This is a genomic window from Saccharicrinis aurantiacus, assembly GCF_001660705.2.
Classification (GTDB): Bacteria; Bacteroidota; Bacteroidia; order Bacteroidales; family Marinilabiliaceae; genus Saccharicrinis; species Saccharicrinis aurantiacus.
In genome coordinates, this window is sequence record NZ_LYBV02000041.1 from 14,412 (window position 1) to 40,732 (window position 26,321).

The 26,321-nt window shown below is 34.6% G+C and carries 18 protein-coding genes and 2 pseudogenes; 8 read left to right on the forward strand and 12 right to left on the reverse strand.

What is annotated here, in order from left to right; translation table 11 throughout:
• Positions 1 to 18: 18 nt before the first annotated feature.
• A complete protein-coding gene (gene sfsA / locus A8B35_RS20840) occupies positions 19 to 711 on the reverse strand; it encodes a DNA/RNA nuclease SfsA (RefSeq protein ID WP_075603916.1) in 693 nt (230 codons plus the stop codon).
• A gap of 141 nt (positions 712 to 852) precedes the next feature.
• On the opposite strand from sfsA, the gene A8B35_RS20845 reads away from it, so the two are divergent.
• Positions 853 to 1,071: a putative signal transducing protein gene (locus tag A8B35_RS20845; protein WP_075603917.1), complete on the forward strand. Its 219-nt coding sequence runs from the start codon at positions 853 to 855 to the stop codon at positions 1,069 to 1,071.
• Between the two features lie 107 nt (positions 1,072 to 1,178).
• Complete coding sequence (locus A8B35_RS20850) at positions 1,179 to 1,427, forward strand: hypothetical protein (protein ID WP_075603918.1); 249 nt, start codon at positions 1,179 to 1,181, stop codon at positions 1,425 to 1,427.
• 137 nt (positions 1,428 to 1,564) lie between these two features.
• Here the strand turns inward: A8B35_RS20850 and A8B35_RS20855 are convergent, their stop codons facing one another.
• Entirely contained in the window at positions 1,565 to 2,290 is a 726-nt protein-coding gene (locus A8B35_RS20855) for a superoxide dismutase (protein WP_075603919.1), read from the reverse strand.
• Positions 2,291 to 2,438: 148 nt separating this feature from the next.
• Here A8B35_RS20855 and A8B35_RS20860 point away from each other — a divergent pair, with 148 nt between their 5' ends.
• From A8B35_RS20860 to A8B35_RS20870, 3 genes are all read left to right on the forward strand, one after another.
• Positions 2,439 to 3,995, forward strand: a complete 1,557-nt coding sequence (locus A8B35_RS20860) for a tetratricopeptide repeat protein (RefSeq protein WP_075603920.1) — start codon at positions 2,439 to 2,441, stop codon at positions 3,993 to 3,995.
• A gap of 153 nt (positions 3,996 to 4,148) precedes the next feature.
• A complete protein-coding gene (locus A8B35_RS20865; RefSeq protein WP_075603921.1) occupies positions 4,149 to 4,916 on the forward strand; it encodes a 3'-5' exonuclease in 768 nt (255 codons plus the stop codon).
• A gap of 20 nt (positions 4,917 to 4,936) precedes the next feature.
• Positions 4,937 to 5,551: a fumarylacetoacetate hydrolase family protein gene (locus A8B35_RS20870; RefSeq protein WP_075603922.1), complete on the forward strand. Its 615-nt coding sequence runs from the start codon at positions 4,937 to 4,939 to the stop codon at positions 5,549 to 5,551.
• 357 nt (positions 5,552 to 5,908) lie between these two features.
• Here the strand turns inward: A8B35_RS20870 and A8B35_RS23940 are convergent.
• From A8B35_RS23940 to A8B35_RS20910, 10 genes and pseudogenes are all read right to left on the reverse strand, one after another.
• A pseudogene (locus tag A8B35_RS23940) lies at positions 5,909 to 6,049 on the reverse strand (transposase); the annotation flags it as partial.
• Between the two features lie 429 nt (positions 6,050 to 6,478).
• Positions 6,479 to 7,387 carry a helix-turn-helix domain-containing protein gene (locus tag A8B35_RS20875; protein ID WP_075603923.1) on the reverse strand — a complete coding sequence of 303 codons (909 nt, stop codon included), beginning with the start codon at positions 7,385 to 7,387 and terminating at the stop codon, positions 6,479 to 6,481.
• Between the two features lie 709 nt (positions 7,388 to 8,096).
• Positions 8,097 to 8,834, reverse strand: a complete 738-nt coding sequence (locus A8B35_RS20880) for an SDR family oxidoreductase (RefSeq protein ID WP_075603924.1) — start codon at positions 8,832 to 8,834, stop codon at positions 8,097 to 8,099.
• A 265-nt stretch (positions 8,835 to 9,099) separates the two neighbouring features.
• Positions 9,100 to 10,011: pseudogene (locus A8B35_RS20885) on the reverse strand (oxidoreductase).
• Positions 10,012 to 10,077: 66 nt separating this feature from the next.
• Positions 10,078 to 10,221 (reverse strand): hypothetical protein, encoded by a 144-nt coding sequence (locus tag A8B35_RS23435; protein ID WP_171973247.1) that lies wholly within the window; start codon positions 10,219 to 10,221, stop codon positions 10,078 to 10,080.
• Between the two features lie 16 nt (positions 10,222 to 10,237).
• On the reverse strand, positions 10,238 to 11,356 hold the full coding sequence (locus A8B35_RS20890; protein ID WP_075603925.1) for an NADH:flavin oxidoreductase: 1,119 nt from the start codon (positions 11,354 to 11,356) through the stop codon (positions 10,238 to 10,240).
• Positions 11,357 to 11,513: 157 nt separating this feature from the next.
• Entirely contained in the window at positions 11,514 to 12,662 is a 1,149-nt protein-coding gene (locus tag A8B35_RS20895) for an iron-containing alcohol dehydrogenase (protein ID WP_075603926.1), read from the reverse strand.
• A 137-nt stretch (positions 12,663 to 12,799) separates the two neighbouring features.
• The gene (locus tag A8B35_RS20900; RefSeq protein WP_075603927.1) at positions 12,800 to 13,612 is read right to left on the reverse strand and encodes an SDR family oxidoreductase; all 813 of its coding nucleotides are present in this window, start codon (positions 13,610 to 13,612) and stop codon (positions 12,800 to 12,802) included.
• 353 nt (positions 13,613 to 13,965) lie between these two features.
• A complete protein-coding gene (locus tag A8B35_RS20905; protein WP_075603928.1) occupies positions 13,966 to 14,835 on the reverse strand; it encodes an SDR family oxidoreductase in 870 nt (289 codons plus the stop codon).
• A 427-nt stretch (positions 14,836 to 15,262) separates the two neighbouring features.
• Complete coding sequence (locus A8B35_RS20910; RefSeq protein ID WP_075603929.1) at positions 15,263 to 15,598, reverse strand: TfoX/Sxy family protein; 336 nt, start codon at positions 15,596 to 15,598, stop codon at positions 15,263 to 15,265.
• A gap of 779 nt (positions 15,599 to 16,377) precedes the next feature.
• On the opposite strand from A8B35_RS20910, the gene A8B35_RS20915 reads away from it, so the two are divergent.
• The 3 genes from A8B35_RS20915 (at position 16,378) to A8B35_RS20925 (ending at position 26,317) form a co-directional block, all read left to right on the forward strand.
• Positions 16,378 to 20,517: a hybrid sensor histidine kinase/response regulator transcription factor gene (locus A8B35_RS20915; protein ID WP_075603930.1), complete on the forward strand. Its 4,140-nt coding sequence runs from the start codon at positions 16,378 to 16,380 to the stop codon at positions 20,515 to 20,517.
• Between the two features lie 722 nt (positions 20,518 to 21,239).
• Positions 21,240 to 23,129, forward strand: coding sequence for a right-handed parallel beta-helix repeat-containing protein (locus tag A8B35_RS20920; protein ID WP_075603931.1), 1,890 nt, complete (start codon positions 21,240 to 21,242; stop codon positions 23,127 to 23,129).
• Between the two features lie 95 nt (positions 23,130 to 23,224).
• Complete coding sequence (locus tag A8B35_RS20925) at positions 23,225 to 26,317, forward strand: SusC/RagA family TonB-linked outer membrane protein (RefSeq protein WP_075603932.1); 3,093 nt, start codon at positions 23,225 to 23,227, stop codon at positions 26,315 to 26,317.
• Positions 26,318 to 26,321 lie beyond the last annotated feature (4 nt).

Genomic DNA, 26,321 nt, shown 5'->3' on the forward strand with positions numbered 1-26,321 from the left:
TTTTATCAGCAAATAATCTTATAAGAAAAATGGAATTTCCTTCTTTATCTTAATCTCTTCCGGACTCACATCCGCAATGAGCGGAATAATTTCAACACCATTTTCATAAGCCTCTTTAAGTGTGGCTGCATAAACTGGGTCAACCTCTTTAGCAGGACCAAACTTGCTCACATCAGCGCGCTGAATTATATACACCATCACAGCACGCATTCCTTGCTTTTTAACTTCCATTAAAGTTCTCAGATGCTTTTGCCCGCGTGTAGTAACAGCATCCGGAAATAAAGCCCATTCACCTTCCTTCATCGATACATTCTTTACCTCAATAAAGCATTGCTCCTTATCATTCTCAGCATATACATCAAAGCGACTATCCTCAAATTTTACTTCGCGCTTCACATGGGTGTAACCTTTCAGTTTTTCAATTTCGCCATTAAGTACAGCTTCATAAACTATTTTATTCGGATGCCCTGTGTTAATACCTATCCATCCATTATTTATGAAAATCATTTCCCAAGTATACTTTGTTTTTCGTTTAGGATCTTTTGCCGGCGATACATAAACAGGTGCATTTTCTTCAATACATGTTTTCATACTGCCAGAATTGGTGCAGTGCGCAATAACAATACTTCCGTCTTCTAACTTTATATCTGATAAAAAACGTTTATAGCGTTTAAGCAAAGTCCCTTTTATTAGTGGAGTCTCAAATTTCATAATTATTGGTAAAATGTGAATGGCGCAAAGGTAGTAAAAGCATTAAGCTCTGCCACAAAGCAGCGAGAAGTCTGCATTTTGTTTATTCGCATTAATATGGCTATATTAATTACATTATTCACCTCATAAAACTACATTATTATGGAAAAAGTAATTTATGGTCACATAGTAGATATTGAGATATATAAGGACTTGCTAAAACAATCTAATATTGAGTGTTTAGTAAAAAATGAATTTGAAAATGCTATGAAAGCGGGTTTTGGTTCAGGGATTCCTGGTAATGCCGAGCTTTTTGTTGAAGATGCTGATAAAGAGAAGGCCATCAGTATAATTGAAGAATTTAAAAAGACAAATATTTAGTAAAAGGGCAGAAGCCCTTTTTTTATATGCCTTGTTTACGGTTTTTAATGTTGCGATTCCTATACTGCTTGTTATATTTGCCTCAGATTTTAAATGCGAAGAATACAATGAGTAAGATATACTACAAAATATATGAAAATGCCATTACTGGATATTTACTAACTGTAAAAATTGAGGATAGTGAAATGTCGTTTAATCACCAGAATATGCATGCCAAAGAGGAGTATGAGTTTTTTGAGGCAGATGATTTAGGAATTGAAGTGGTTAATGGAATTAAAATGCGCCACATTAATGGTAAAATATTAAACGAAGATGAATACGAATTCCTAGAACGTATAATCGAAGATATAGAGTAAGCTATTAGTGTTCAGTTTCTAGCAAGTGGTTAAAACTGCATCTTCAAAATATTGAGCAACAAAAAGAGGGCTGTGATGCCCTCTTTGTATTTAAGTATACAGATTGTTGTTTATGCCTTCTGCTACTGACAACTATATTACCCCAACCATTTGCCCGATTTGGCGTTTGCATATCGCTCATTAATTTCATTCCAATTAATAATATTCCAAAAAGCGTTAATGTAATCGCCACGTAGGTTTTGGTATTTTAAATAATAAGCATGTTCCCAAACATCAAAAGCAATTAATGGAATTCCTTGAATATCACTATCCGGCATTAAAGGATTATCTTGATTGGCCGTATTACCAACTTCTAATTTACCAGCCTTATTAAGAACCAACCATGCCCAACCACTTCCGAATTGCGTTTTAGCTTGTGTGAAAAAGTCTTTTTTAAACTGATCCATTCCTCCAAAATCATCATCAATTGCCTTAGCTAATTCTGCCGAAGGGCTTCCTCCATTTGGATTTAAACAACTCCAAAAAAGACTATGGTTGTAATAACCACCTCCGTTATTTCTAACGGCATCATCATATTTATGAATATGCTTAAATATTAAGTGCATGGGAGTTTTTTCAAGTTCACTACCTTCAATAGCTGCTGTAAACTTCTTAAAATAACCTTTATGGTGTTTGCTATAGTGCAACTCCATTGTTTCGGCATCAATATATGGTTCTAGTGCATTATAGGCGTAGGGTAATTCGTTTAATGTATGTCCTTTAAAATTAGCACTTGACGGACTAACGCAATTGGCTAGAGTAGGCGATATGATTAAAGCAGTAGCGCCAGCTCCGGCAAGTTTAATAAAATTACGACGTTTCATGTAGTTTAAATATTAGTTTGTTGATTGTAGTTTAATTGAAGTGAAAACAATGTTGAAGTAAAAAAAGTTCATATTAATCAATAGAAGAATGTATATTAACTAATAGAAATGTATATTCAAGTAATTATAACCTTATATCGCACCTAAAATGAATAATTTAGCAAAACTTCTACTCGTAATAACTTTAAGCTTACCATCTTCTGTATTTTCACAGAAATATGAAAAGCGGGGAGAGCAATATCTTAAAGTTGGCAATTTCTCACGCGCCATTAAGGACTTTGAACGTGCTTTACGACGTATGCCTGCCAATAAACAGTTACACCGTAACTTGGTATTGTGTTATTTAGAATCAAATGTTGATAAAGCGGCAGCACTGCAGTATACTTCGTTTTTGATTACTAACGATACCACAGCTATTAACTTATTAAATCATTCTAAGGCTCAATTTTATAATTATCAATTCGAGAATTCTTTAAAAGGTTTTGAGAGGGTTAAGAAATTAGAAAATGAAAAGTCAGAATTATATATTGAAGCTGATTTGTACATTAAGTGGTGTTTAAATGCGCAAGCCTTTGTTAAAAGTCCAGTTGATGTTGAGTTTGTAAACCTAGGTTCAGGTATCAATACAAAAGAGAATGAATTAAATCCCTTTGTTACACAGAACGAGGACAAACTGGTTTATTCAAATGATAAGCGTTATCATTCCTATGCGGGTGTCAATTATTTTAATGCAAATATATCCGTTAGAGATAAGAATAAATGGACAAAAGGGAAATCGTTAGGGAGCGCTATCAATTCAGAGTACGATGAAATTGTATCGGGCTATCACCCTGATGGAGAAGAACTGTTTGTATTCCACAATAGAAAGGGAACTGAGGTACTTGCATCTTCAAAGTATAAGGGTAACAATAGGTATAATGACATTGTGGAGTTTGAACACCTTACAGAAAAGAAGAAAGGGGTATTTGGCGTATCCTTAACCACTAGTGGAGATACACTTTTGTTTGCGGCAGAAAATGAGAATGGTGATACTGATATTTATTACTCCATTAAGTTGCCGAATGGTGAATTTGGAGAATCGCGTGTTTTCTCAGAAAACATTAATACAAGTGGCGATGAGAATTTCCCAGTTCTGAGTTATAGCAATAAAAGAATATATTTTTCTTCAACCGGCGAAAACTCAATGGGTGGGGCCGATCTTTTTTATTCAGATTACAATGAAAAAAAGGAGTGGAGTAAGCCTGTCAATATGGGTTATCCAATTAACGATTTATACGATAATTATTCTATTTCGTGGGTTAAGAATCACCGTTACGCCTATGTCTCTGCCATTAGACCAGAAGGCTATGGTCAGAGAGATTTATATAAGCTCATTTTTCAAAAAGTTAAACCTCAGCCCATTATTATAAAGGGAAGTGTAATTGAGCAAAATTCAGAGGGTACGTCTTTAATTACATCTTCTATGCATGTGGAGTTGATGGATACTACAAATACCGATCTTCTTGGAATGTATAGCTGTTCTGGAGATTCTTCAAATTTTGTTCTGGCCCTAAATCCTGGTGATTATTTATTGAATTTTTATAAGGATGGAGAACTAACTTACTCAGAAAGCTTGAATATTAGCGATATGTTATATGCCACTATTCCTGAGAAAATGTTATTTATCCTGCCTTTAAAGGAGGATGCGTTAGAAAAAGACAAATAGTATTGCTTGACCCATTAATAAAGTTATTTTTGTATCTGAAATTGCTAAAAATGGAATGTTAAATATCAATATTTGATACCTAGCAATTTATAATTTAACAAGAAATAAGTTTACCAAATGGATCAACTATCCATGGTACGATAAAAGGATAAGATGAAACTTAATTTAAAGAACCCAATTGTTTTTTTCGATTTAGAAACTACCGGAATTAATGTAGCTAAGGATAGAATTGTTGAAATAGCTGCTATTAAAATCAATTTAGATCAATCTGAAGAGACCTTAAAATATCGCATTAATCCGGAGATGCATATCCCTAAAAAAACATCAGAGATACATGGTATTTATGATGAAGACATTAAGGATAGCCCTACATTTAAAGAGGTTGCTAAAAAGGTTGCCAAGTTTATTGAAGGCTGTGATTTAGGAGGGTATAACTCAAATAAGTTTGATATTCCTTTAATAGCAGAAGAGTTTTTAAGAGCCGATGTGGATATTGATATGAAAAAAAGAAAGTTTGTAGATGTGCAAACTATTTTTCATAAAAAGGAGAAAAGAACCCTAGAAGCGGCATACAAATTCTTTTGTGATAAAGAGCTTACAGATGCACATAGTGCTGAGGCTGATACACGAGCTACCTACGAGATTCTATTGGCCCAATTAGATAGGTACGAGGATTTAAAGAATGATATTGATTATTTGGCAGAATTCTCTTCTTATGGAAAAACTGCGGATTTTGCCGGACGTTTAGCCTACGATGAAGATGGCGACGAATGTGTGAATTTTGGAAAGCACAAAGGCAAAAAAGTGACAGATATATTAAAGAGTGATCCGGGCTATTATGGTTGGATTATGCAAGGAGATTTTCCATTATACACGAAGAAGATCTTCACAGAAATTAAACTGCGAAACTTTCAAATGTAGTCCGTAATAAAAGCATTGCTATGAAGATTATTTGTATTGGTAGAAATTATGCCGACCATGCTAAGGAGCTAAAGAATCAGATTCCGAGTGAACCCGTAATATTTATTAAGCCAGATACAGCATTATTACGTAATAATGATCCATTTTTCGTGCCTGATTTTGCAGAGGATTTCCATTACGAAGCAGAATTGGTGGTTAAAATCAATCGTTTAGGTAAGCATATTGCGCCAGAGTTTGCACATAGATATTACGATGAAATAGGAATGGGTATCGACTTTACTGCTCGCGACCTGCAATCAAAATTGAAGGAAAAGGGTTTACCTTGGGAAAAGGCCAAGGCCTTTGATGCTTCTGCGGGTATTTCTAAACAATTTGTGCCAAAGTCGAAGTTTAAAGATGTGCAAAATATCAACTTTAAATTATTGGTTAATGGTGAATTAAGACAAGATGGAAATACCAATGATATGCTATTTAAAATAGATGATATCATTGCCTATGTTTCTAAGTTTTTCACGCTAAAAATTGGAGATCTTATTTATACCGGAACACCAGCAGGAGTAGGTAGAGTGACTATTGGTGAGCGCTTTGAGGTATTTTTGGAGGATGATAAAATGATGGATTTCTTGATTAAATAAAAAGCACAAAACCTTTAAATAACATTATTGAAGTTCTAGCTGTTTTATGTGCGTTGGTTCTTGGCTTTTTATCTAATATTTGGTTTAATCACTTGCAAGATAGAAAATGTAGAGAACGCGAATTAAAGTGTTTGTTCTTTGAACTGTTTGATTTACATCGTCACTTTAGTGCCAGTGTTTTGGTACTTTAAGAATTGATTTAGAAAAAGGGATTCCTTCAATTATGCATTTTCAAAAACCAGGTGTATTAGAAACATCCATATAACTGTGTCCTTCTTATTTTTCAACCAAAACCATCCAAAAGTATGCTTTTAGATTCAAACAAGGGCGACTTGTGTTGCCCCTGCGTCAAGTCGGTCATTTACCCTTGGCAGAATTTGGAAGCATACTTATTTTCGTTTTGGTCACCCTTCGCATTTGTAGGTCTACACCTTCTATTGTATTTGTTGTATACACCATACGCCTAATATTTTTAGAAAAATAGAAATAGGAATTTAGTTTGCACCATTTATCTCGCTATGATTTAATATACTTTCGGATATAATTAGCCCTGTATTGTGCTTAATTATACCCGAAAGTGTTTTTTAAATGGATTTAGAGCCCTTCAAACTCTTGGTCTGCATATACTCAGAAAGTATTCTGAAGCATAAAGATGCACTCAAAGCGATCTGTTTACTGTATACTATCAGTAACTTTTAAGCGTTTTTTTTTGATTACATGGCTGCCATCTTCAAAATAATATATTTGTCCTTACTTAGCCATAGGTTGTTTTATTAGTCCTCTTTAATATGAGGCAACATTAATTTAGTTGACATTTACTAAGAAATCATCTTTTGTTATTGGAATATTAGAAATTCATCTACAAAAAAAAGCTATCCATATCTGTAATGAGATAGATAGCATCTTTAAAGGAGGTTTAACTATAGTTTAATTTACACTCCGGTATTCAGCTGGAGTAAGCCCTGTTTTCTTTTTAAATAAACGAGAAAAATATTGCGAGTATTCAAAGCCTAAATCGTAAGCAATTTCAGAAACTGTATCGCTCGAGTTAAGTAGCTTGCTTTTTGCTTGTTCCATAACAAAGTAGTGAATGTGGTCTTGCGCATTTCTACCTGTTTCCTTTTTAAGCAAATCGCTAAGGTAATTTGCCGACATGTTTAGTTCATTGCCACAATACTTTACTGTAGGCACGCCTTGTTTTAACGCCATACCAGTATGGTAATACTTCTTTAGGAGATGCTCAAACTTACTTACTAAATCTTTATTCAGGTTTTGGCGCGTATAAAACTGGCGGTCGTAAAAACGGGTACAGTAATCCAGTATCTGCTCAATGCTGCCAATAATTAGTTTCTGGCTGTGCTTATCAATGTTGAGGCTATATTCTTTTATTATTTTATCACGCAAGTCTGCCATGATATGTTTTTCATCTTCCGACAAATGAAGTGCTTCGTGAACATCGTATGAAAAAAATGAATAATCATCCATATGCTCTCCGAGTGGCGATTTTCTAATAAAATCGGGATGAAACATCAAAGACCAGCCTCCGTCTGAATCGTTAAATTCCCATTCGGGTATAGATATAACCTGTCTCGGTTTAAGAAACATCATCGTTCCTTCCTGAAAATCGTATGTATTTCGCCCATAGCCAAACGAAGCGTCGCTATGCATTTTATAAATTATTAGATACATATCGGCAGCAACATTTTTCTCAATCAGTTCCTTGTTTGAATACATGTTTTCGTGATAAAAAACACTTACTAAAGGATGCTTGGGTTTGTCCAGACCCATAAATTCATGAGCCTCACTAATTGTTTTTAAACGATGTATATTTTTCATTCGATTAGATTTAAAATTTTTAAGGTGTCTCATTGCATGCTCCGCCTTGGCGGATGAACCTGAATAGTTATAAATGCTCGTTTCATAATTTCAAATAAATAACCATTTAAATGGAGGCTCTTTTTTTTATCTCTACAAATATAAATTTAGAAACCCAATTATATCCCAATTCAGAACAGTTAAGAAGAAAAAGGCAATTACAACGATATTTTTTCGATGTGTTATGCATTCCCCGTAATCCTTTAGGCATATGCGCAGGATTTAACCTTAATATTTATTTGTGAAACTAAGGATAAATAAATCAGACCCGGCATCCATCATTTCAAACAGTTCAGAAATCTCTTGAATACCCTGTGCAGATATATTCTTTGCCTTAGACTCTCAGGATGCACCTTCTGTAAATACTACTTCCAATCCATAGGGTATTATTTCTTTTCCATTCTTTATCTACTAATTGCCATAGGCATATTGAAGCGTTTTTATGGCTAGCCTTTCCACATTGTACCCACGTCCTTAAGTTGGAACAGCAGATCAAAGTTTTCGTTAGATAATTAAAGTCATAGACCTTGAATTCTGAAAATCGGACTTCATCATTTTATTGAATAGGTCGTTAATGTGGTCTATGACTTATTGGAATCTTCTTAATATATTAAGTGTTTTGATATAGGACCATTCTACTCTGTATTAGAATATTTACATGCATGTAAACTTAGACCTCTTGAACGGTTGGTCTAATAATCAATTCGTTAATATCTACATTTGCAGGTTGATCAATAGCGTAGGCCGCTGCTTTTGCAATAGAAATTGCAGGAATAGCATCTTTATAAACTTGCTGTATAAATTGTGAAGTTGCCTCATCCGAGCTTCCAAATTGTAGTTCAGATTCAATTAATCCTGGGGTGATTATTGTCGTTCTAATATCTTTTCCCACTTCCTTTCTTAAGCCATCGCTAATAGCTCGAACAGCAAATTTCGTCCCACTGTATACAACAGAGCCGGGGTTGACATTAAGACCAGCAATAGAAGCAAGATTAATGAAGTGGCCAGAGCTTTGAGCCTGAAATAGTGGTAACGCAGCTGCAATTCCATTGAGGACACCCTTTATATTAACGTCAATCATTTGATTCCATTCATCAACTTTCAACGCTGCCAAAGGAGCTAAAGGCATTATACCTGCATTATTGATGATGACATCTATTTTGCCGAAAACTTCTACACCTTTAGCAACAAGTGCCTTTACTTCCTCGATATTTGTTACATCCATCTTTAAGTAGGTAGCTAGCCCTCCCTTAGCTTTAATTTGAGATGCAATGCGTTCCAGATTTTCAACTCTACGGGCACCTAAAACTACCGATGCACCTTTTTCTGCTAAATAACGAGCAGTCTCTTCACCTAATCCACTGCTAGCGCCTGTAATTACTACTACTTTTCCTTCGATATTATTCATAATATTTCTCCTTTTTAATTTTTACTAGTTGATTTAAATTTGACCCGCCCGTTTGGCGAGATTATGATCTGATTTTGGTTTCTTTTATGATTTTTTCCTTTAAGTTATTGAATTTCTTGGGTTACATCAAGTTATGATATCTTGTTAGTGAAAGATTGTGTCTCGATAAAACTTGTTATACTAGTAGCTACAAATCCATTGTTTTTGATGATGTTATTCACTTCTAACAATGCATATACTTCGATCTTCACATTAGATTCTAATTCTAGAATTTGTAGTTAAAACCAGTTAGTTTTTCCGCAACATTAAACAGCTCTTTTGCTATTGCTTTATCATAAGCATGCGGTTTAGCCTTCACCTTTCCAGGCTTACCTTTCATGTCGGCAAAACCAGTTGGCCCAAAATAATCTCCACCTTGCACGTTGTTATCCAGTGATGCCATTAACTGAGGCAATGCTGCATTTTCGGGTTTATGCGTAACCAAAGGAAGTAGTGGGTAAAGAATGAAATAAAGTGCTTTAGGGATATGTCGTGCCAAATCGGTATTTGAGCCACCAGGATGTGCAGCAACTGCAATAGTTTTTGAGCCCGCTGCTATAAGACGTCGATTTAGTTCCTGAGCGTGCAACAAACACGCTAATTTACTCTGACTATAAGCTCCCATTCTTGAATACGATTTTTCAGCATTCAAATTGTCAAAATCAATCTTCCCACTTTCATGAGCTTTGCTGCTAAGCATTACAATTCTTGACCCGGTGGTGGTGTTCAAAACATCTAAAAGCAAACCAGTAAGTACAAAGTGTCCAAAATAATTGGCGCCCATCTGTAATTCAAAATTGTCTTCGGTAACTGAGTAAGGAGTACTCATAACTCCTGCATTATTCATTAATATATCCTATCGCTTATGCTTAAGCAAAAAGTTATTGGCAAAAGTATGAACCGACTTTAAACTAGATAAATCTAGTGTCATAATCTCCAGTTTTGCTTTCGGAGCTTTTTGCAAAATAGCTTGCTTCGCTTTTTCTGCTTTCTCCGCATTTCGGCACGCCATAACTACGGTAGCATCTTTTTTAGCCAGAGCAAGTGTTGCTTCATAACCCAGGCCTGCATTTGCTCCTGTAACTATTACTGTTTTGTTGGATAAAGAACCAACATTCTTCATTGACCAATTTTCCATCTGATTAAACTTTTTGATATTATTACCTGACTAACACAATTTTCAATTATATTACTGTGAGTGCATTTAGAATACGGAATCGATGCTTTCTTTACCACTAAAAAGTTCGTAAATGTTGCCTTTGGTATTTTCGTTCTTTCGCAGTAGGTCGACCAAAATTTTTCCAATCTGACCGCCAGCTCCAATTATTAATGTTTTATTCGTCATCATTCATTAAAATTTTTGTTTAGCTCTGAGCTTGCATCATCTCCCTATATTCCTGCTGTTTTTCCTTGCTTAGGTTAAAGAAACACTCAATTCCGTTGGGATTAAAGCAACTGTTACACGCAATACACTTTGCTTTTGTTCCATCTCCATTCTTCCATCGTTTAACCAAATCAGATTCCCTCACTAAAGCACGACTCATTGAGAAAGCTTCAATTTTTGTTTCCGAAAGAATGTTGTTCATTTCATCAAGATCTCTTAATCCGCCCACAAGAATTATAGGTGTATCTACTTTTTCGCTAAGCTTTTTGGCTGCATCAAGATGATAGGCTGCATATTTTTTTGACCGCGCTGAACTATGAATCCCTGCCATTGAACCACCACTAACTTCTATGGCGTCAATTCCATTTGCTGCAAGTTGCTCGCCAATTACCAGAAATTCTTTTTCGTTTAAACCTTTATTGTCCACTTCAAAATCGGTACTGCTTAGCTTTATCCACACCGGATAGTTTTTGCCACAGGTACTTTTTATTTCGCTTAAAATATCAAGTACAATTTTCATTCTACCATTTACATCACCGCCATACTCATCTGTACGTTGGTTGTACAAAGGGCTCATAAATTTGTTAAGCATGTAACCGTGTGCACCATGAATTTGCACGCCATCAAACCCTGCTTCTTTGGCATAGGCAGCTGCCTGTCCAAACTCTTTTACAAACTCCTGAATTTGTTCTTTCGAAAAGGCTGTGGCTTTAATACCGTTCATCGGGTCGGTATATTCAGATGGGCCATAAACAGTACCTTCCGGTTGAAAATATAACTGCGTGCTTGCATGATTAATTTGAGCTACCATTTTTGTTCCGTAGCCGTGAGCCATATCGGTTACTTTCTTAAACTCGGCTACCGTATCAGCACCTAATTCAAGTGAGTTTCCCGCGTAATGGTCCGACTTTGAAAATGCCATGTAACCCATTATAATCGTCCCAACTTCACCTTTGCTAAGGTCTTCGTATTTATTAAATATTGCTTTATTGGGAATAAAGTTTTCTGCATTCGGGTCGTTTGTAGCCGAACGTATAAATCTGTTTTTTACTTCGATACCACCTAGTAATGAGGTGTTAAATACTTCTTTTGCATTCATTTTATTATCTATTATTATGCGAATTGTTTGTTGTCGGTAATGAACATTGCATCATTTAACTTTATACGATTGGCAAGCAGTTCAGCAACGTCGACTTCTTTCATTAAGTTGATTGTTCCACCTGAGTAAACACAGAATGTTTATTTTGAAACACCCATTAATACATTTCCTTTAGTAACTCTAATGCTTCATCAACTGTGAACTTTCTAGGAGTTGCCATCAAAAGAACTTGCTCATTCATAGTAGCCTCTGCTAAAGTTTTTAAGTCATCTTTTTTAACCCCAGTTTCACTAAGCGTTGGAATATTGAGTTTTTTATTAAGTTCCTTTAACTCGTTTACTACTATTTTAGATGCTTCTTCAGCGCTTAAATTGGCAATATCTAATCCCATTACTAAACCAATCTCTTTTACTGCTTTAGCTGAGCTAACTGAGTTAAATTTTACTCCATACGGAAGTGCAATTGCATTAGCTACTCCATGCGGTATTTTATGGTATGCGCTAAATGGATGTGCAAAGGCGTGTACCAACCCAAGTCCGCCATTACCGAACGCAATTCCGGCCATCGAACTTCCCAGCATTACATTTGCTCTCGCGTCCTTATTCGCCCCATCTTCATAAACAGTTACTAAGTTTTTATATATTAACTCTATCGCTTTTAAAGCAAATTGATCAGTCAAAATATTTTTACCTAATGAAAGATAGGCTTCAATTGCATGAGTCAGCGCATCTATTCCTGTAGATGCTGTAATGGATGCTGGTAACGAATAAGTTAATTCAGGATCTATTAAAGCTATTGCAGGTAGGGCTTGTGGTCCTCCAACAATAAATTTTCTTTTTTCTTTGGCATTAGATATTATTGAAAATGCCGTAACCTCACTACCTGTCCCTGATGTGGTTGGAATAGCAATTAAGGGTTTCGTAGGCAAAACAGGTACACTGAAGTCCTCATATTGGTTTATTGGCGATGGATTAGTCAAAAGCATGTTGACTGCTTTTGCAGTATCCATTGGACTTCCTCCTCCTATTGCAATTATTGCGTCAACTTCAGCAACTCTACCTATCTCAGCAGCTTTCTCAACTGTAATATCTGAGGGATTTGCTTCTACACCTCCGAATTCTGTAACTTTAAGATTCGCTCCATTCAAGTTAGTAATTATATCATCAACTATTCCGGTAGATTTGACACCCTGGTCATAAATAACAAATACCTTTTCAGCTCCTAGGCTTTTTACTATTTCACCAATTTTTTGTGATTCACCTTCGCCGAATATAATTTGTGGTCCTATTCCAAATGTAAAATTCATGTTTTTCTTTTTTAAATTAATATTATACAAATGTAGGTAGCCCTAATAGCCTCAGTGTATACTAATTACAAAAACCTGTATACTAATTACTAATTGTGTGATTAATCGAGGGATCCTACTTATATCTTGCTATCTATTTAATAGCCAAATTGTTGTTTGATACGCGCAATAAACATCTTATCATTTAACTTTCTCCGATTGGCAAGTAATTCTACGGCATCTGCACCAGCTTCGTATCTTAAGGTGTTTGTTCCGTCGGTAACAGCCGCATAAATTTGTTTGGTTACCACAATTGGAGGTGACGAAATATTACCTACACTGTTATGAAATTTCATCAGTTTTTCTATTGCAGGCTGGTATTCTAACATGGTTTCATCGTTATTAAAATCGAAGGAACGCCCGCCAAAGTCAGTTGCAATAATACCTGGTTCAATAATTTTCACTTTAATTCCAATAGGCTCCAACTCAAAGTGTAATGATTCGGAAATACCTTCGATAGCGAATTTTGTTCCATGATAAAGCGAGCCCAATGGGAAAGTTGTTTTACCTCCAATAGATGAGATATTAATAATAACACCATCTTTGTTGGCTCTGAAATGGGGAAGAAGTGCACGGGTAACATCTAACACTCCAATAATATTAGTATTTAGTTGGCGAATCATTTTTTCTCTTGTGAAAGCCTCCAGCGGACCAAAAGCTCCATAACCGGCATTGTTTAGTAAAACATCAATTTTACCAAATCTCTCAATCCCTTCTTTTACAGCATTGTCAATTGATTCCAGGTTGGTAACATCTAAGCGGGTTACCAAAGTATTTTCTAGTTTGATAAGCTCTTCTTCCTTTTCAGGAGTTCGCATGGTTGCAATTACGTTCCATCCTTTTTTGTTGAAATACTTTGCTGTGGTTTTCCCGATTCCGGAGCTTGCACCAGTAATTAATATTGTTTTCATGTTTAAATTTTTTTGATTTCTGTATGTTCAAAGTTTTGAAGACATTCAGGAACTCCCATAAATTTTAATCATTCTTCTATGTTAATTTAGAATGATAAAAATTCATGTTCGTTTCATTTTGTATTGTTTAAAAATTTAACTGATACAAAAATACTGACGAAATACTTCGTGGATGTATAGTAATTACAGGGTGTTGTATACTAATTACAGAATAAGGAAATCATTGCTTCAAAAAAAAATCACAGTAATAATAAAAGATATTACTGTGATTTTTGAAATAACGTTACCTATTAAAAGATTGAATTATAAATAAGGATATAATTTTATCAGCTTCAAATTAGATAATCACTATTCTAATTTACTTTTGTTTCTAGTAAATAATCCATTTTGTACGCTTGCAAGGAACCATCTTGTATTGGTTGCGTTAATTCATTAACCTTATCTGCTCCTAGTGGTAGTCCAACAGTGGTTCTTGTAGGTCTGGAGCCTTGAGGCATTTCAGCAAGTTTCAAATAAGCCTCAGCAACTAAATTAGGCTGAGGGAAACCGTCTGATTGTAATAAGGTAGCAACCCCTTCCATCATACCTCCAAAAATTGCTTGCACCTCAGAATACTCTTCTACAATTTCCGTTCTTGCTTCAGGTGAGAATGAACCAACCAAGTTTGTTCCAAATGGTCCTGGTTCAACTAAAATAGTTTCTACACCGGTAGGAGCCAATTCATATTTTAAACTTTGTGTGTAAGCCTCTATAGCAGCTTTAGATGCACCGTAAGTTGCTGCAAAAGGAGCAAATACTCTACCATAGGCAGATGTTGTATTAATGATTAGTCCCTTTCCTTCTTTACGCATATTTGGTAATACTGCTTGGGTGGTTCTAATTATACCATAATAGTTTACATTCATCAATTGATTTGCCTGATCAATGCTAAAGGCTTCTGCAATACCCATATGCATAATACCAGCATTGTTTATTAGTACATCAATTGTACCTACTTCATTAATTATGCTGTCCATTGCAACTTTTACCGACTCGTCATCTGCAACGTCGGTGTCCACCACTTTAATATTCGAAGAATATTTTTCCAGTTCTTGTTTCTTTTCAGAATTGCGTCCTTCTGGATTTCTCATTGTTGCATAAACCTTGTAACCCTTGTCTGCAAATAGCTTTGCTGAGAGATATCCAAATCCGTTACTGCTTCCTGTGATTATTACATTTTTCATTTTGTATTCTTTAAAAATTTATCTGATACAAAACTACAGCTAGTAGACTCCGCTACTGTATAGCAATTACAGGATGTTGTATACTAATTACAGAAAAACAAAAAAAATAGTATTTCTACCAGCGTTATTACTTATCTCGTTAAGGTTTATTTTAAATCGTAATCAAATTCACATCCGGTTTTTAATATAACAGGTTAGTTTGCACATATACTTTTTTGTAACTTCTAGTGCTTTAAAAGAATGCTACATTCTTTTATCAGATTGTATTAAAAAAACAAGTTCTGTATTTTTTTTCTTCATCCAACGATTTCATAAACCCTTTCCAACCTGACAGAAATTAATGTACGACCGCCAGAACCTACCAACTATGATTTGGAATATCGATGGTACTTTGCTCTTAGTTGATACTTATTTAACGTTAATAAGATTAGTCTTTTTTTCTTTTCTTTTGGATAGCTAAAGACTCTTTTGCCCACTCTATAAATTCATCAGCATCTTCGAATACATCGGGAGGAATGTTGTAAAAAGAAACCACCATAGATTCGTTATTTTTAAACGGTTTTAATTGAGTTGAACCTGCTTTAGAAAATTTGTGCCTGTTTGAGTCATCTACTTTCATGTATACAACATCATCAGCAATCATAGCAAATACTAAATGGTCTTGATACAAAGCAACACAGCCAAACATACGTTTTACATGCACTTTACCCCATCCTGATAATAGATCTAGTACATATTGGAGGAAATCTTTTGTTACAGTCATATAGTTTCTGTTAATAGTTATGTCCAAAGAAGAAATAAGATAAGAATAATGAATTCATCTGAACCTGCATTAATTAAAATGCAGCAACCTTGTTTGCAAACCTTTCCCACTTACTATGGCTATCTATAGTTTTTAGTATCACAGTTTACTAAAAAGTTTACTCGCAATCCAGGTACTAATTAAGAATTCTATCCTAGCTAGTAACAATATTAGAAATGCAGAGTTTCACTCTCCAAGTCCTTAGTTTACAAATGCAATCCAAAACATGCTTCTCAAGTTTCCCACTAAAAAAAGAAAACATTTTTGGAAATGCCATAAACGTTGCCCTGATTTCTACAAAATGTATTCAAATATTTGTAGTTAAAATGATAATTACAAATTGTTTTAAGTTGATTTTTTGTTTGCCATATTGCTTGTTCACAAATACTACATAAAGTTAAAGGGGCATAGAAATGTTTTCGATGATAGTTGCTAAGAAATCAGGAGTTACGGATTTTTATAGGAATACGGCTTAAATATTGGGCAGAAATACCATTAAAAGAGGCAACTTGATGTTGAAGCACTCTTAAAATTACTTGTTAGTTATTCTTTAACAGGGCAAGGTATCTTTCTTTTAAAGTTTTAAATTATAAAATCCATGCCTTACGATTCTGATTTTATAACGTTCATTTTAAATAGTAAGATGGCTCCACCTATTAGGTAAAAGTATTTTTTAGTTAAAAAAAGTTATGTTTGTAGTCCACTCCAACTCTATAGATTCTCATTAATGCTTATAATCAATGGATATACTTAAAACCGCTACCAATAGTTATATAAAGGCTTTTATTAGTACGTTATTATTATCGTTTTCATTATGCCTAGGAGCTACTAGCAGGCCTTTTGAAGCCATTCAACATCTTTCAGTTGATGAAGGTCTTACACATCATGGGGTTACGTGTGTGCTTGAGGATAGTAAAGGCTATGTATGGATAGGAACCTATGATGGTCTACATCGATATGATGGTTACGGCTTTGAGGTGACACGGAATAGACTGGGAGATAAAATAATTTTAAGTAATCGTATTCGAAGTCTAGCAGAAGATAAACATGGTGATATTTGGATAGGTACTGATGAGGGACTATCTATATATGATTATTCGACAGGGCATATTGAGAATGTTTATTCGAATAGTTTATTCGAACAAGAAACAACGGGTCCTATCATTAGAAAGATTTTAATCACAGAAGAAAGTATTCTATGTATAACGGAATTAAATGGAGTGTTAATCTTTAACCATGATTATACTTTGAAGAATCAATATATACCTCAAATAGATATTTCGAGAGAGATTAAGTTACGAGATGTTATAGAATTAGATAAAAATAACTATTTGATTTCGTCTACCATTGGCGCATTGCTTTTCGATAAAAAAACAGGAGAGTTTACGCATCACTTAAAAGAATTGATTTATTCAAGTACTTCATGTATTAAAATAAATAGAAATAATATGGTCATTAGTGCCTCTAGAGGACTGGTGTTTATTAATTATGATTTAGATAATACTGATCAGCCGTTTGGAGAAATGTCTTCTGTTTTAAAAGATATAGAGGTAAGTGCCCTGGGAATTGATAAGTTCAATAATTTGTGGGTGGGAGAACGCAATGATGGCCTATGTAAAATAACAAATGTAAAAGGTGTTATTGCAGGATTTAAACCAGAAATAGTTGAGTCTGATCTAGGAGTTGAGTCTATAAGAGCAAGTACTATTCATATTGGAGCTAATGATAGATGTTGGTTTGGGTCTTTTAATAATGGGGTATATCGTTTTTCAATAAACGAGAATCCATATTATTATCATTCGTCAGAAGAGGATGACAAATATGGCATTACAAGTAATCGTATATTAAATGTAGAACCATATGATGATAATCGAGTGTTCGTGTCGGCCTATTTTGGAGGATTTGGTTTATTTAACACCCTTACTCATTTGTTTGAACCGCTTCCATTTTCCTTGCCAGAAGATCAATGGGTAAAAGAGTCTTTCGTATTCGTAGATTCTCGAGGTATTGTTTGGATAAGTTCATCTTACCCACTTCATAGTTTATTGCGAATTAAGCCTGGTGAAAGAAAAGCTAGCCTAATTAAGGGAAATAGTTTTCCGAAAATGAAGGGGATTCGGTCTATTACAGAAGATCACAAGGGGAATTTGTGGATAGCTTGTATTAACGGTTTATTCAGAGTAGTTATTGGTTTTAATGGAGAGGTAGAAAAGGTTGAAGATGTGAACAATAATAGCCTCTTTATAAAAGATAAGCTTGATTTAGTTCGCTATGTTTATGCTGACCCTCTGCATGACTTTGTATGGGTTGGTACGGATACAGAAGGGCTATTGCGCATTGATAAAATAAATAGTGGATTGGTTGAGGATTTGGTTATTACCAAGTATACCAAAGATCAACAGAACTCCAATTCTATATCAAGTAACTTTGTAACTTCAATTGTGCGGATTCCTAATGGAGAGTTATGGATAGGAACAGAGCAGGGAGGTATTTGTAAAGTAATAAATAGTGAAAAACATCCTAGTTTCATCTCTTTCTCTGAAAAACAAGGATTATCAAACGAAGTGGTTAAAAGTATTGTATGTGATAATGATAATAACCTATGGATTGCTACCAATCGTGGACTCAATCTGCTTAATACCAAAAACATGAACATTAGGCGTATCCGCAAAAGGGATGGCCTGCCATACGATGGTTTCGGGTATAGTACTTGTATGATGGACAATGGAAGGATAGTTACTTCTAGTCAGAATGGTTTTTTCTATTTTAATCCCAAGGTTGTTAAAGAGTCTGATGATTTGCCAAAGTTTGAGTTTGGTAATGTACAATTGTTTAACTCAATTGTAAGTCCAGGAGATACCATTGGAGATCGAGTATTATTAGAAAAGCGTATAGAGGAACAGCGTTCTATTGAGCTTGAGTATGATGAGAATATTATAGGTATTGAGCTTATATCATTACACTTACAAAATTCTGAAAATTATTTTCTTCAATATAGACTGCCTCCTTTTAGTGATAAATGGATGAAGATTTCTTCCGACGAAAGATACCTACACTTTAATGGTTTACCACCGGGAGAGTACGAGCTTGAGGTAATGGCCTCAAATGCTAAAGACGAATGGACTGATATTGAGAAGATATCAATTCTTATTCACCCTCCCATTTGGAAAACTAAATGGGCCATTGCAAGCTATTTAATTATAGTGATCATCATGATTATTGGAATAATAAAGACAATAATTAGCATGCAAAGTTTAAAACATAATTTAGAAATTGAACAACTGGAGAAAACAAAAACAGAAGAAGTAAGTGACGTTAAGTTTAAATTCTTCTCTAATATCTCGCATGAGTTTAAAACACCATTAACACTTATTTCTGCACCTATTGATATATTATTAGAGCGTTTTAACAAAGATACCGATGTTAATAATCAATTGCTTTTGGTAAAGCGTCAGGCTGGAAAAATGTCACAATTAGTTGATCAGGTGCATGATTTTCAGAAGGCTGATAAAAACCTTTTGAAGATGAACTACAGTCAATTTACCTTTAATGGTTTTATATCATCAGTAGTGAATGATTTTACTTATTTAGCCAGTGATAATAATAAAACACTAAAACTTGAGAAAGTAACTGATATCGTGTTTGTATTGGCAGATAGAGATAAGCTTGAAAAGATATTTAATAATCTTCTTAATAATGCTTTTAAGTTTACTGATTCAAACGATTCTATCAATATTAATTATCATGTGAAAGGTAATGAGTTAGAGATCACTGTAAGTGATACAGGTAAAGGAATTGATCAAGTTGATCTGCCGTTTGTATTTGATCGTTTTTATCAATCAAAGAAGAAACATAGTGCCTATACAGGAGGATCAGGAATTGGCTTAGCTTTTTCAAAGCGTTTGGTTGAGATGCATTATGGAAGCATTAAGGTGTCAAGTGAGTTAGGAATAGGAACAGAGTTCACTATTGTTCTGCCAATTGTCGTGGATGGAAAGAATGCCCAATACGATGAGAAGGTACAGAAAATTATTAGTGAGGAAGAGAATTATCGCACAGGTAGTGCCATCAAAGATGTGGATGAGTTACTCAACTTTAAGGTAGATGAAGACCTCAATGAGTCTATCGTGTTTTTTGTTGAGGATAACGATGATATGCGAAATTTTGTAGAAAGTGTACTGTCAAAATATTTTAAGGTGAAATCGTTTGCTAATGGTCAGGCTTGTGTTAATGCTATGGAGACAGAGTGGCCCGATTTAATTTTGAGTGATGTATTAATGCCGCAACTTAATGGCTTTGAACTGTGTGAGAAGGTAAAGTCTGATATAAAAACCAGTCACATACCAGTTATCTTACTTACAGCTTGTACAACTATTGAGGATCAGATTGAAGGTTTAAAAATGGGAGCTGATGCCTATATTAAAAAACCCTTTAATTTGCTACATTTGGTAACACGTGCAGAAACATTATTATTAAGTCGTAAAAAATTACGTGAACGTTATCAGGTGGATTATCCTTTAAGTAATGAGAAACAGAATAGCGAGGATGATGCTTTCTTAAATAAGTTATATGAGTTGATGGAAGCGAGTATTGATGATCAGGATTTGGTTATGGATCAATTTGCCAAAGAGTTATTCCTTAATAGAACTCACTTTTACCAAAAAGTAAAAGCTTTAACTAATCAAACGCCGTATGACTTGCTAAAATCATATCGCCTAAAAAAAGGAGCTAGGCTTTTGGCTCAAGAGCGTTTACCAGTTGGTGAAGTATGTTTGTTAATAGGTTTTAAAAGTAGAACTCATTTTAGTAAACTCTTTAAAGAAACCTACAATGTTACACCAGGTAAATATGCTGCTGAACAAGCTAAAAAGCTCTCGTAAAATCTATTAGCATTAATTAAAATTCTATTTAATATACAGTAAGCCTAGTTTCTAATTATGAAACTAGGCTTTTTTGTTCGTTATAAAAATACAAGTAGTCATAGTAATAGGGTATTAAACCTGATCTAAGTATTTAAGGTTCTTAAAATACAATAAAACAAAATCTTACAGAGAAGAGGTATAGCACCGCTATGGTTATTTCAGGAAAGTTAGTAAATGGTTTGTTTTGAAGTAGTTTAAATGCGTAATAGGATGTTTAATGCATATTTCGGGCTAAACCCACAATATGCGTTAGAAAATCTATAACCTAATTGTAGCGTTTCATGAGAATTTAGACAGGATTATAAAATCCAGTTAAATGAAATTGATATTTCTTACCAGTCAGTGTCCTGAATTATTCAAATTTTCGGTTCGTATCATGCGCAATATTCTCTGCATTCAATAGATGTTTTTTTTCAAAATGTATCTAAAAGTTAATAAAAGCTCATTCTTTTAACCTATAGAGTACCTAAGTGTCTCTATGAGTAAACATAGTACACTCTGTTAATCAATGTTATACATAAATAATGTATATGTGTGTAATTAACAGTTATTAACCTTCTGAGACTATTGCTTTACAAAAACAGACTCTTCCTAATTTAGTAATACAGAGCTTTACAATCGTAGAATAATAGTCGCTGTAATGGCTATTCTATATCATGAAATTAAACACCATTCATAATATGAAGATCACACAGATTTGTATTTCAACCTTCTTGTTATCCATTTTATTAACAATAAGTAGTTGCGTAACTAAAGAACCAAGATTCTTGCAGGTAATGTTTGATACCTCTATCAAAGAGGATGCCACTCCAGCAGTTTTAGCGAAGATGATGAAAGCCAAAGAGCTTGGGAGTTCTGAGGTGCAATTTGAAAAAGGAACGTACCATTTTTATCCTGATAAAGGTAAAGAGTTTTATTGTTTTATATCTAACCACTGTAATGTAATGGTTCGTACAGCTTTTCCTATAACAGGTTTAGATAATCTAACAATCGACGGGCAAGGTTCAACCTTTATATTTCATGGCGTTATGATTCCTTTTTTAGTAGATGAGAGTACGAATATCACCGTTAAAAATTTGTCGATTGACTGGAATGATACATTTCATAGTGAAGGTTTAATCGTAGCGAATGATGAGAAAAACGGAACCTTTGATATGCAAATCTCCGATGACTATCCATATGTGATTAGAAATCAGCAGCTCGTATTTATCAAAGAGTATTATGAACATACTTTAGGACAGACCATTTTATATGATCCAACTCGTAAAGCGATTATATTTGGTTCAAGATCGTACACGCCTTTAACTGCTTATAAGAAGTTAAAGGTTAAGCATAACTTAGATAAAATTAACTATAAGTACGAAATCGATCCACGAGCACCTAAATTAAGAGGTACTCAATTAGAAGATAGGTTAATAGCTAAAGAGATTAAGCCTGGTTTAGTTCGTATTTATAATCATAGAAGAAAGCTGCCACAGGTAGGAATGATTCTTTCTGCTAAAGGTGAACAAGGATATAACCGTGTTGCACCAGCGTTTAGAGTAACTAATACTAAAACATTTAATGCCGAAAATGTAAATGTACATCACGCTGGTGGAATGGGTATTATTGCTGAAAATTCAGAAGACTTAACCCTGGATGATTTTAATGTTACGCCATCTCACGGTCGTATGGTATCAACAACTGCCGACGCTACTCACTTTGTGGGATGTAGAGGAAAGGTAATTCTTCGTAACTGCACATTTAACAATCAATTAGATGACGCTTCAAATGTACATGGCACTTACCAAAAGGTTGTTGATATATTAGATGATAATCGCCTTGGCGTAAGAATGGGGCATGACCAGCAACAAGGTTTTACTATTGGAAGACCAAATGATACCATTGGTCTGGTAAGGTTAACCGATTCATTTTTTCCTTATGGTAAGGCAAGCATAAAAAGTATCGAATATATAAATAGTCGTTACCAGATTATCACATTTAATGAGCCCTTACCTAAGAATATAAAAGCGGGTGATTTATTAGAAAATCTGGATGCATATCCTGAGCTCTTGGTTGAGAATTGTAACATCAGTAGAAATAGAGCTCGAGGATTATTGTTATCGACGCCTAAAAAAACGTTGATTAAAAACAACTTCTTTCATACTGAGAAGGAAGCTCTTTTAATTCCAGTTGAGAGTGGATATTGGTACGAGTCGGGAAGCTCATCGAATCTAACCATTACAAATAATGAGTTTAAAGACTGTTCCCATGGTGGTCAAAATCGTGGGATTATCCGTTTCGAAACCGATGATGATAATCAAAATATCGCTTTTAGAAACATTGTTATTAGTAATAATAAAATAGATCAATTCGATAACTGGATATTGGAAATAGCCAATACTGATGGTTTAAAGTTCACTGGAAATACCATTGTTAATAATGGAGGTTTCCCTCAATTGTATCCCCATAATCCTGCTATTTCTATTAAAACATCAAAAAATATAGTGTTTGAAAATAACACTTACAAGGGTAAGGCTAAGGTGATTATTGAAACTAAAGCACCCATGAAAGAAATCAAATTTCAATAAATAATATAAAACTAAAAGCTTGGTCAACACCTAAGTAAACCCGAAGGATAAAAAAAAATATTAATTATTAAAAGCTTCTAAAATTTTTAGAGTCTATGAAGAGAAAAAGATTATTTAATTCGAAAAAAGGGCTGGGGCAATACCTGCTCACAACCTTGTTTGTGCTGCTTTTTTGCAGTATTGGAGCGCAAGCTCAAGAGCTAATTGTTACTGGTGTAATCGTAAGTGAAACAGATAATTTACCAATTCCTGGGGTTAGTGTAACTAAGAAAGGTACATCTGTTGGTACCATTACCAATATTGATGGTAAATATAGTATTAAAGCTATAAAAGGAGATGTGCTTGTTTTTAGATTTATAGGTATGCAGCAATATGAAGCCACTGTTTCAGACCCTAGGTTAGATGTAACAATGAAATCAGAATTAATATCACTAAATGAGGTGATTGCTATTGGTTATGGTTCGCAAAAGAAAAAAGAGGTAACTGGGGCTGTTGCTCATGTTTCTTCTGAAACAATATCTAAAACGGTAACTTCCGATTTAGGAGCTGCTCTTCAAGGTCAAGTAGCAGGTGTAAATGTTGTAGCTAGCTCAGGTGCACCAGGAGCTCAGGCAGAAGTATTAATCCGTGGTATCAGTTCACTAAGTGGTAATACACCTCTCTATGTGGTAGATGGTGTGCCACAAATTGGTAATCCTGGTATTAGTCCTAGTGAAATTGAATCACTGGATATTCTTAAAGATGCAGCTTCCTGCGCTATATACGGTGTTGAGGGTGCTGCTGGTGTTATCTTAATTACTACAAAACAAGGAAAAGAAGGTTCCTTAAAGGTTTCTGTTAATGCTAGTTATGGTATTCAGGATATCCGTTCAAGTACCCCAGTAATGAATTCCGTAGAGGATACTTACTTTAAAATCATAGAATCTAAAAACCGTAATCCAGGAACAAATGATAATGATGCCAATTTAAGTTTGGTTAAAAGCCCTAAATCTTTCCAATACGATACAAATATTAACGATGATGTATTTGTAGATAATGCTGCTGTTCAAGACTATAATATTAATATTTCTGGAGGGTCAAAATCGATAACTTATAGTGTTGTAGCAGGTTATTTTGGGAAAGTTGGTTCTATCGTTAACTCAGATTTTAATCGTTTCAATACTCGTGCTAACACTACCTATAAAATGGGAAAATGGAATATTCAAGCCAGTTTAGCACTTACAACAGAGCAGAAACAAGCTGCTCCAGGAGGTATTATTACCCAAACCATTAAGTATATGCCTACACAAGCACCTATTTCCCCGGATAACAGCGGTCAGATTGTTACTATTGGTGGAGATGATGGTAAAAGAGTAGGATGGGTAACTCAGAGTTTACAAAATACCGATGATACAAATAATACACGAGCACTGGCTAACTTAAATGTAGATTACGAGATTGTAAAAGGATTAAATATATCTACGCGTTTTGGATATAATGTTTTTAATTCATACAGAAAGCGTTTTGCACCATTTCAAGATGTAATAACCATATGGGATGATCCCGTTACGAATAACGAAGATAGTTACGTAAGAAACGATGCAATAATCAGTACGGGAATTACTTCTGAATCAGGACTTAGGTATCAAGCTAAATTTGGCAAACATAAGATTACTGCACAAGGAATATTCTCTATTAAAGAAAATAGAAGAGAGCAATTTTATGCTCGTAGAGAGGGTGTTCTCGATAACTCAATAAGTGTACTGAACGGTACTTCTATAAATTCTGAAGTAGGCTCAGGTACAGATTATGTGAACAAGCAAATTGGTACTTTGGCACGTATCCTTTATAATTATAAAGGCAAGTATTCGCTTAATGTAAGTGGAAGATATGATGGTTCATCACGTTTTGCAGAGGAGAATAGATGGGGATTTTTTCCATCAGTTTCTGCAGCATGGAATATCTCTGACGAAGGTTTTTGGTCTCCTTTAACAGATTTTTCGAACGGTGTTAAGTTGAGAGTTAGTAGAGGAACTGTTGGTAATAATCGTATTCCAGATTACTCTTACTCTGCAAGTGTTACCTCACAAAACTATGCGTTTGGTCCTGAAGGATCTAATTTGTCTCAAGGTATGACACAAACTTCTTTTGGAAATCCTTATGCTTCATGGGAAACATCAGTGATGTATAATTTAGGACTTGATATGGCTTTCTTTAAAAACAAACTAACATTTTCTGCTGAATATTACCATACCGAGAAAGAAGATATGTTATTCCCTATTAACTTACCAGGTTCAACAAGTGGTGTAAGTAATGCTAAAGTAACCCTAAATGTAGGGGATATGACCAATACTGGTTATGAGTTCGCCATAGGATGGCGCGATCATGTTGGTAAGTTAAATTATGGAATTAATGGAACATTTACTACCAATGAAAATAAAATCACCAAAATGATTTCAAACAACTCCTATGAGTTGACTGATGATAGTGGTTTAATTGCTGGAGCCAAAGAAACTTCACAAATAACAGCTTTGGCAGAGGGTTATGAGGCAGGTGCCTTCTTTGTGTATACTACAGATGGTATAGTTGATACCCATCAAAAATTAGCTGAATATCAAAAACTAGTTCCTTCTGCTCAAATGGGTGATTTAATTTATAAAGATAATAATGGTGATGGTCAAATAGGAAGTGCAGATAGGGTATATGTAGGTAGTGGATTACCAGAATATGAAATAGGATGTAATTTATCGGCCGATTATAAGGGGATAGATTTGAGTATACAAATGTATGCAGCAATAGGTCATGAAATTATGAATGGTTCTAAAGCGACAGCTTTTGGTTGGGGACGCCATAAAGATTTATTGTATCAATACTCCGAATCAAACCCTGTAACCCCAATTCCTGCCTACATGGGCGATGCAAAAAGTGCTAGTCAAAACTACAGAGGCTATACCGATCTTTGGTTAGAAGATGGATCGTATTTACGTATTAGAAATATTACCCTAGGGTATAGCTTTTCTCAAAAAGCATTGTCTAAAGTTGGTATTAGTAAGGCAAGGTTTTTTGTAAACGCACAAAATCCATTTACAATTACAAAATATACTGGTTATGATCCTGAAATTGGTGGTAACATTAATTCTAAAGGTTTGGATAAAGGAAACTATCCTGTAACAGCAGTATACTCTATAGGAATGAATCTTAATTTTTAATTAT

Excerpts from the sequence above, each read along its gene's own strand:
- sfsA (WP_075603916.1), bottom strand. The coding sequence starts at position 711 with ATGAAATTTGAGACTCCACTAATAAAAGGGACTTTGCTTAAACGCTAT.
- A8B35_RS20845 (WP_075603917.1), top strand. The coding sequence starts at position 853 with ATGGAAAAAGTAATTTATGGTCACATAGTAGATATTGAGATATATAAG.
- A8B35_RS20850 (WP_075603918.1), top strand. The coding sequence starts at position 1,179 with ATGAGTAAGATATACTACAAAATATATGAAAATGCCATTACTGGATAT.
- A8B35_RS20855 (WP_075603919.1), bottom strand. The coding sequence starts at position 2,290 with ATGAAACGTCGTAATTTTATTAAACTTGCCGGAGCTGGCGCTACTGCT.
- A8B35_RS20860 (WP_075603920.1), top strand. The coding sequence starts at position 2,439 with ATGAATAATTTAGCAAAACTTCTACTCGTAATAACTTTAAGCTTACCA.
- A8B35_RS20865 (WP_075603921.1), top strand. The coding sequence starts at position 4,149 with ATGAAACTTAATTTAAAGAACCCAATTGTTTTTTTCGATTTAGAAACT.
- A8B35_RS20870 (WP_075603922.1), top strand. The coding sequence starts at position 4,937 with ATGAAGATTATTTGTATTGGTAGAAATTATGCCGACCATGCTAAGGAG.
- A8B35_RS20875 (WP_075603923.1), bottom strand. The coding sequence starts at position 7,387 with ATGAAAAATATACATCGTTTAAAAACAATTAGTGAGGCTCATGAATTT.
- A8B35_RS20880 (WP_075603924.1), bottom strand. The coding sequence starts at position 8,834 with ATGAATAATATCGAAGGAAAAGTAGTAGTAATTACAGGCGCTAGCAGT.
- A8B35_RS23435 (WP_171973247.1), bottom strand. The coding sequence starts at position 10,221 with ATGATGACGAATAAAACATTAATAATTGGAGCTGGCGGTCAGATTGGA.
- A8B35_RS20890 (WP_075603925.1), bottom strand. The coding sequence starts at position 11,356 with ATGAATGCAAAAGAAGTATTTAACACCTCATTACTAGGTGGTATCGAA.
- A8B35_RS20895 (WP_075603926.1), bottom strand. The coding sequence starts at position 12,662 with ATGAATTTTACATTTGGAATAGGACCACAAATTATATTCGGCGAAGGT.
- A8B35_RS20900 (WP_075603927.1), bottom strand. The coding sequence starts at position 13,612 with ATGAAAACAATATTAATTACTGGTGCAAGCTCCGGAATCGGGAAAACC.
- A8B35_RS20905 (WP_075603928.1), bottom strand. The coding sequence starts at position 14,835 with ATGAAAAATGTAATAATCACAGGAAGCAGTAACGGATTTGGATATCTC.
- A8B35_RS20910 (WP_075603929.1), bottom strand. The coding sequence starts at position 15,598 with ATGACTGTAACAAAAGATTTCCTCCAATATGTACTAGATCTATTATCA.
- A8B35_RS20915 (WP_075603930.1), top strand. The coding sequence starts at position 16,378 with ATGGATATACTTAAAACCGCTACCAATAGTTATATAAAGGCTTTTATT.
- A8B35_RS20920 (WP_075603931.1), top strand. The coding sequence starts at position 21,240 with ATGAAGATCACACAGATTTGTATTTCAACCTTCTTGTTATCCATTTTA.
- A8B35_RS20925 (WP_075603932.1), top strand. The coding sequence starts at position 23,225 with ATGAAGAGAAAAAGATTATTTAATTCGAAAAAAGGGCTGGGGCAATAC.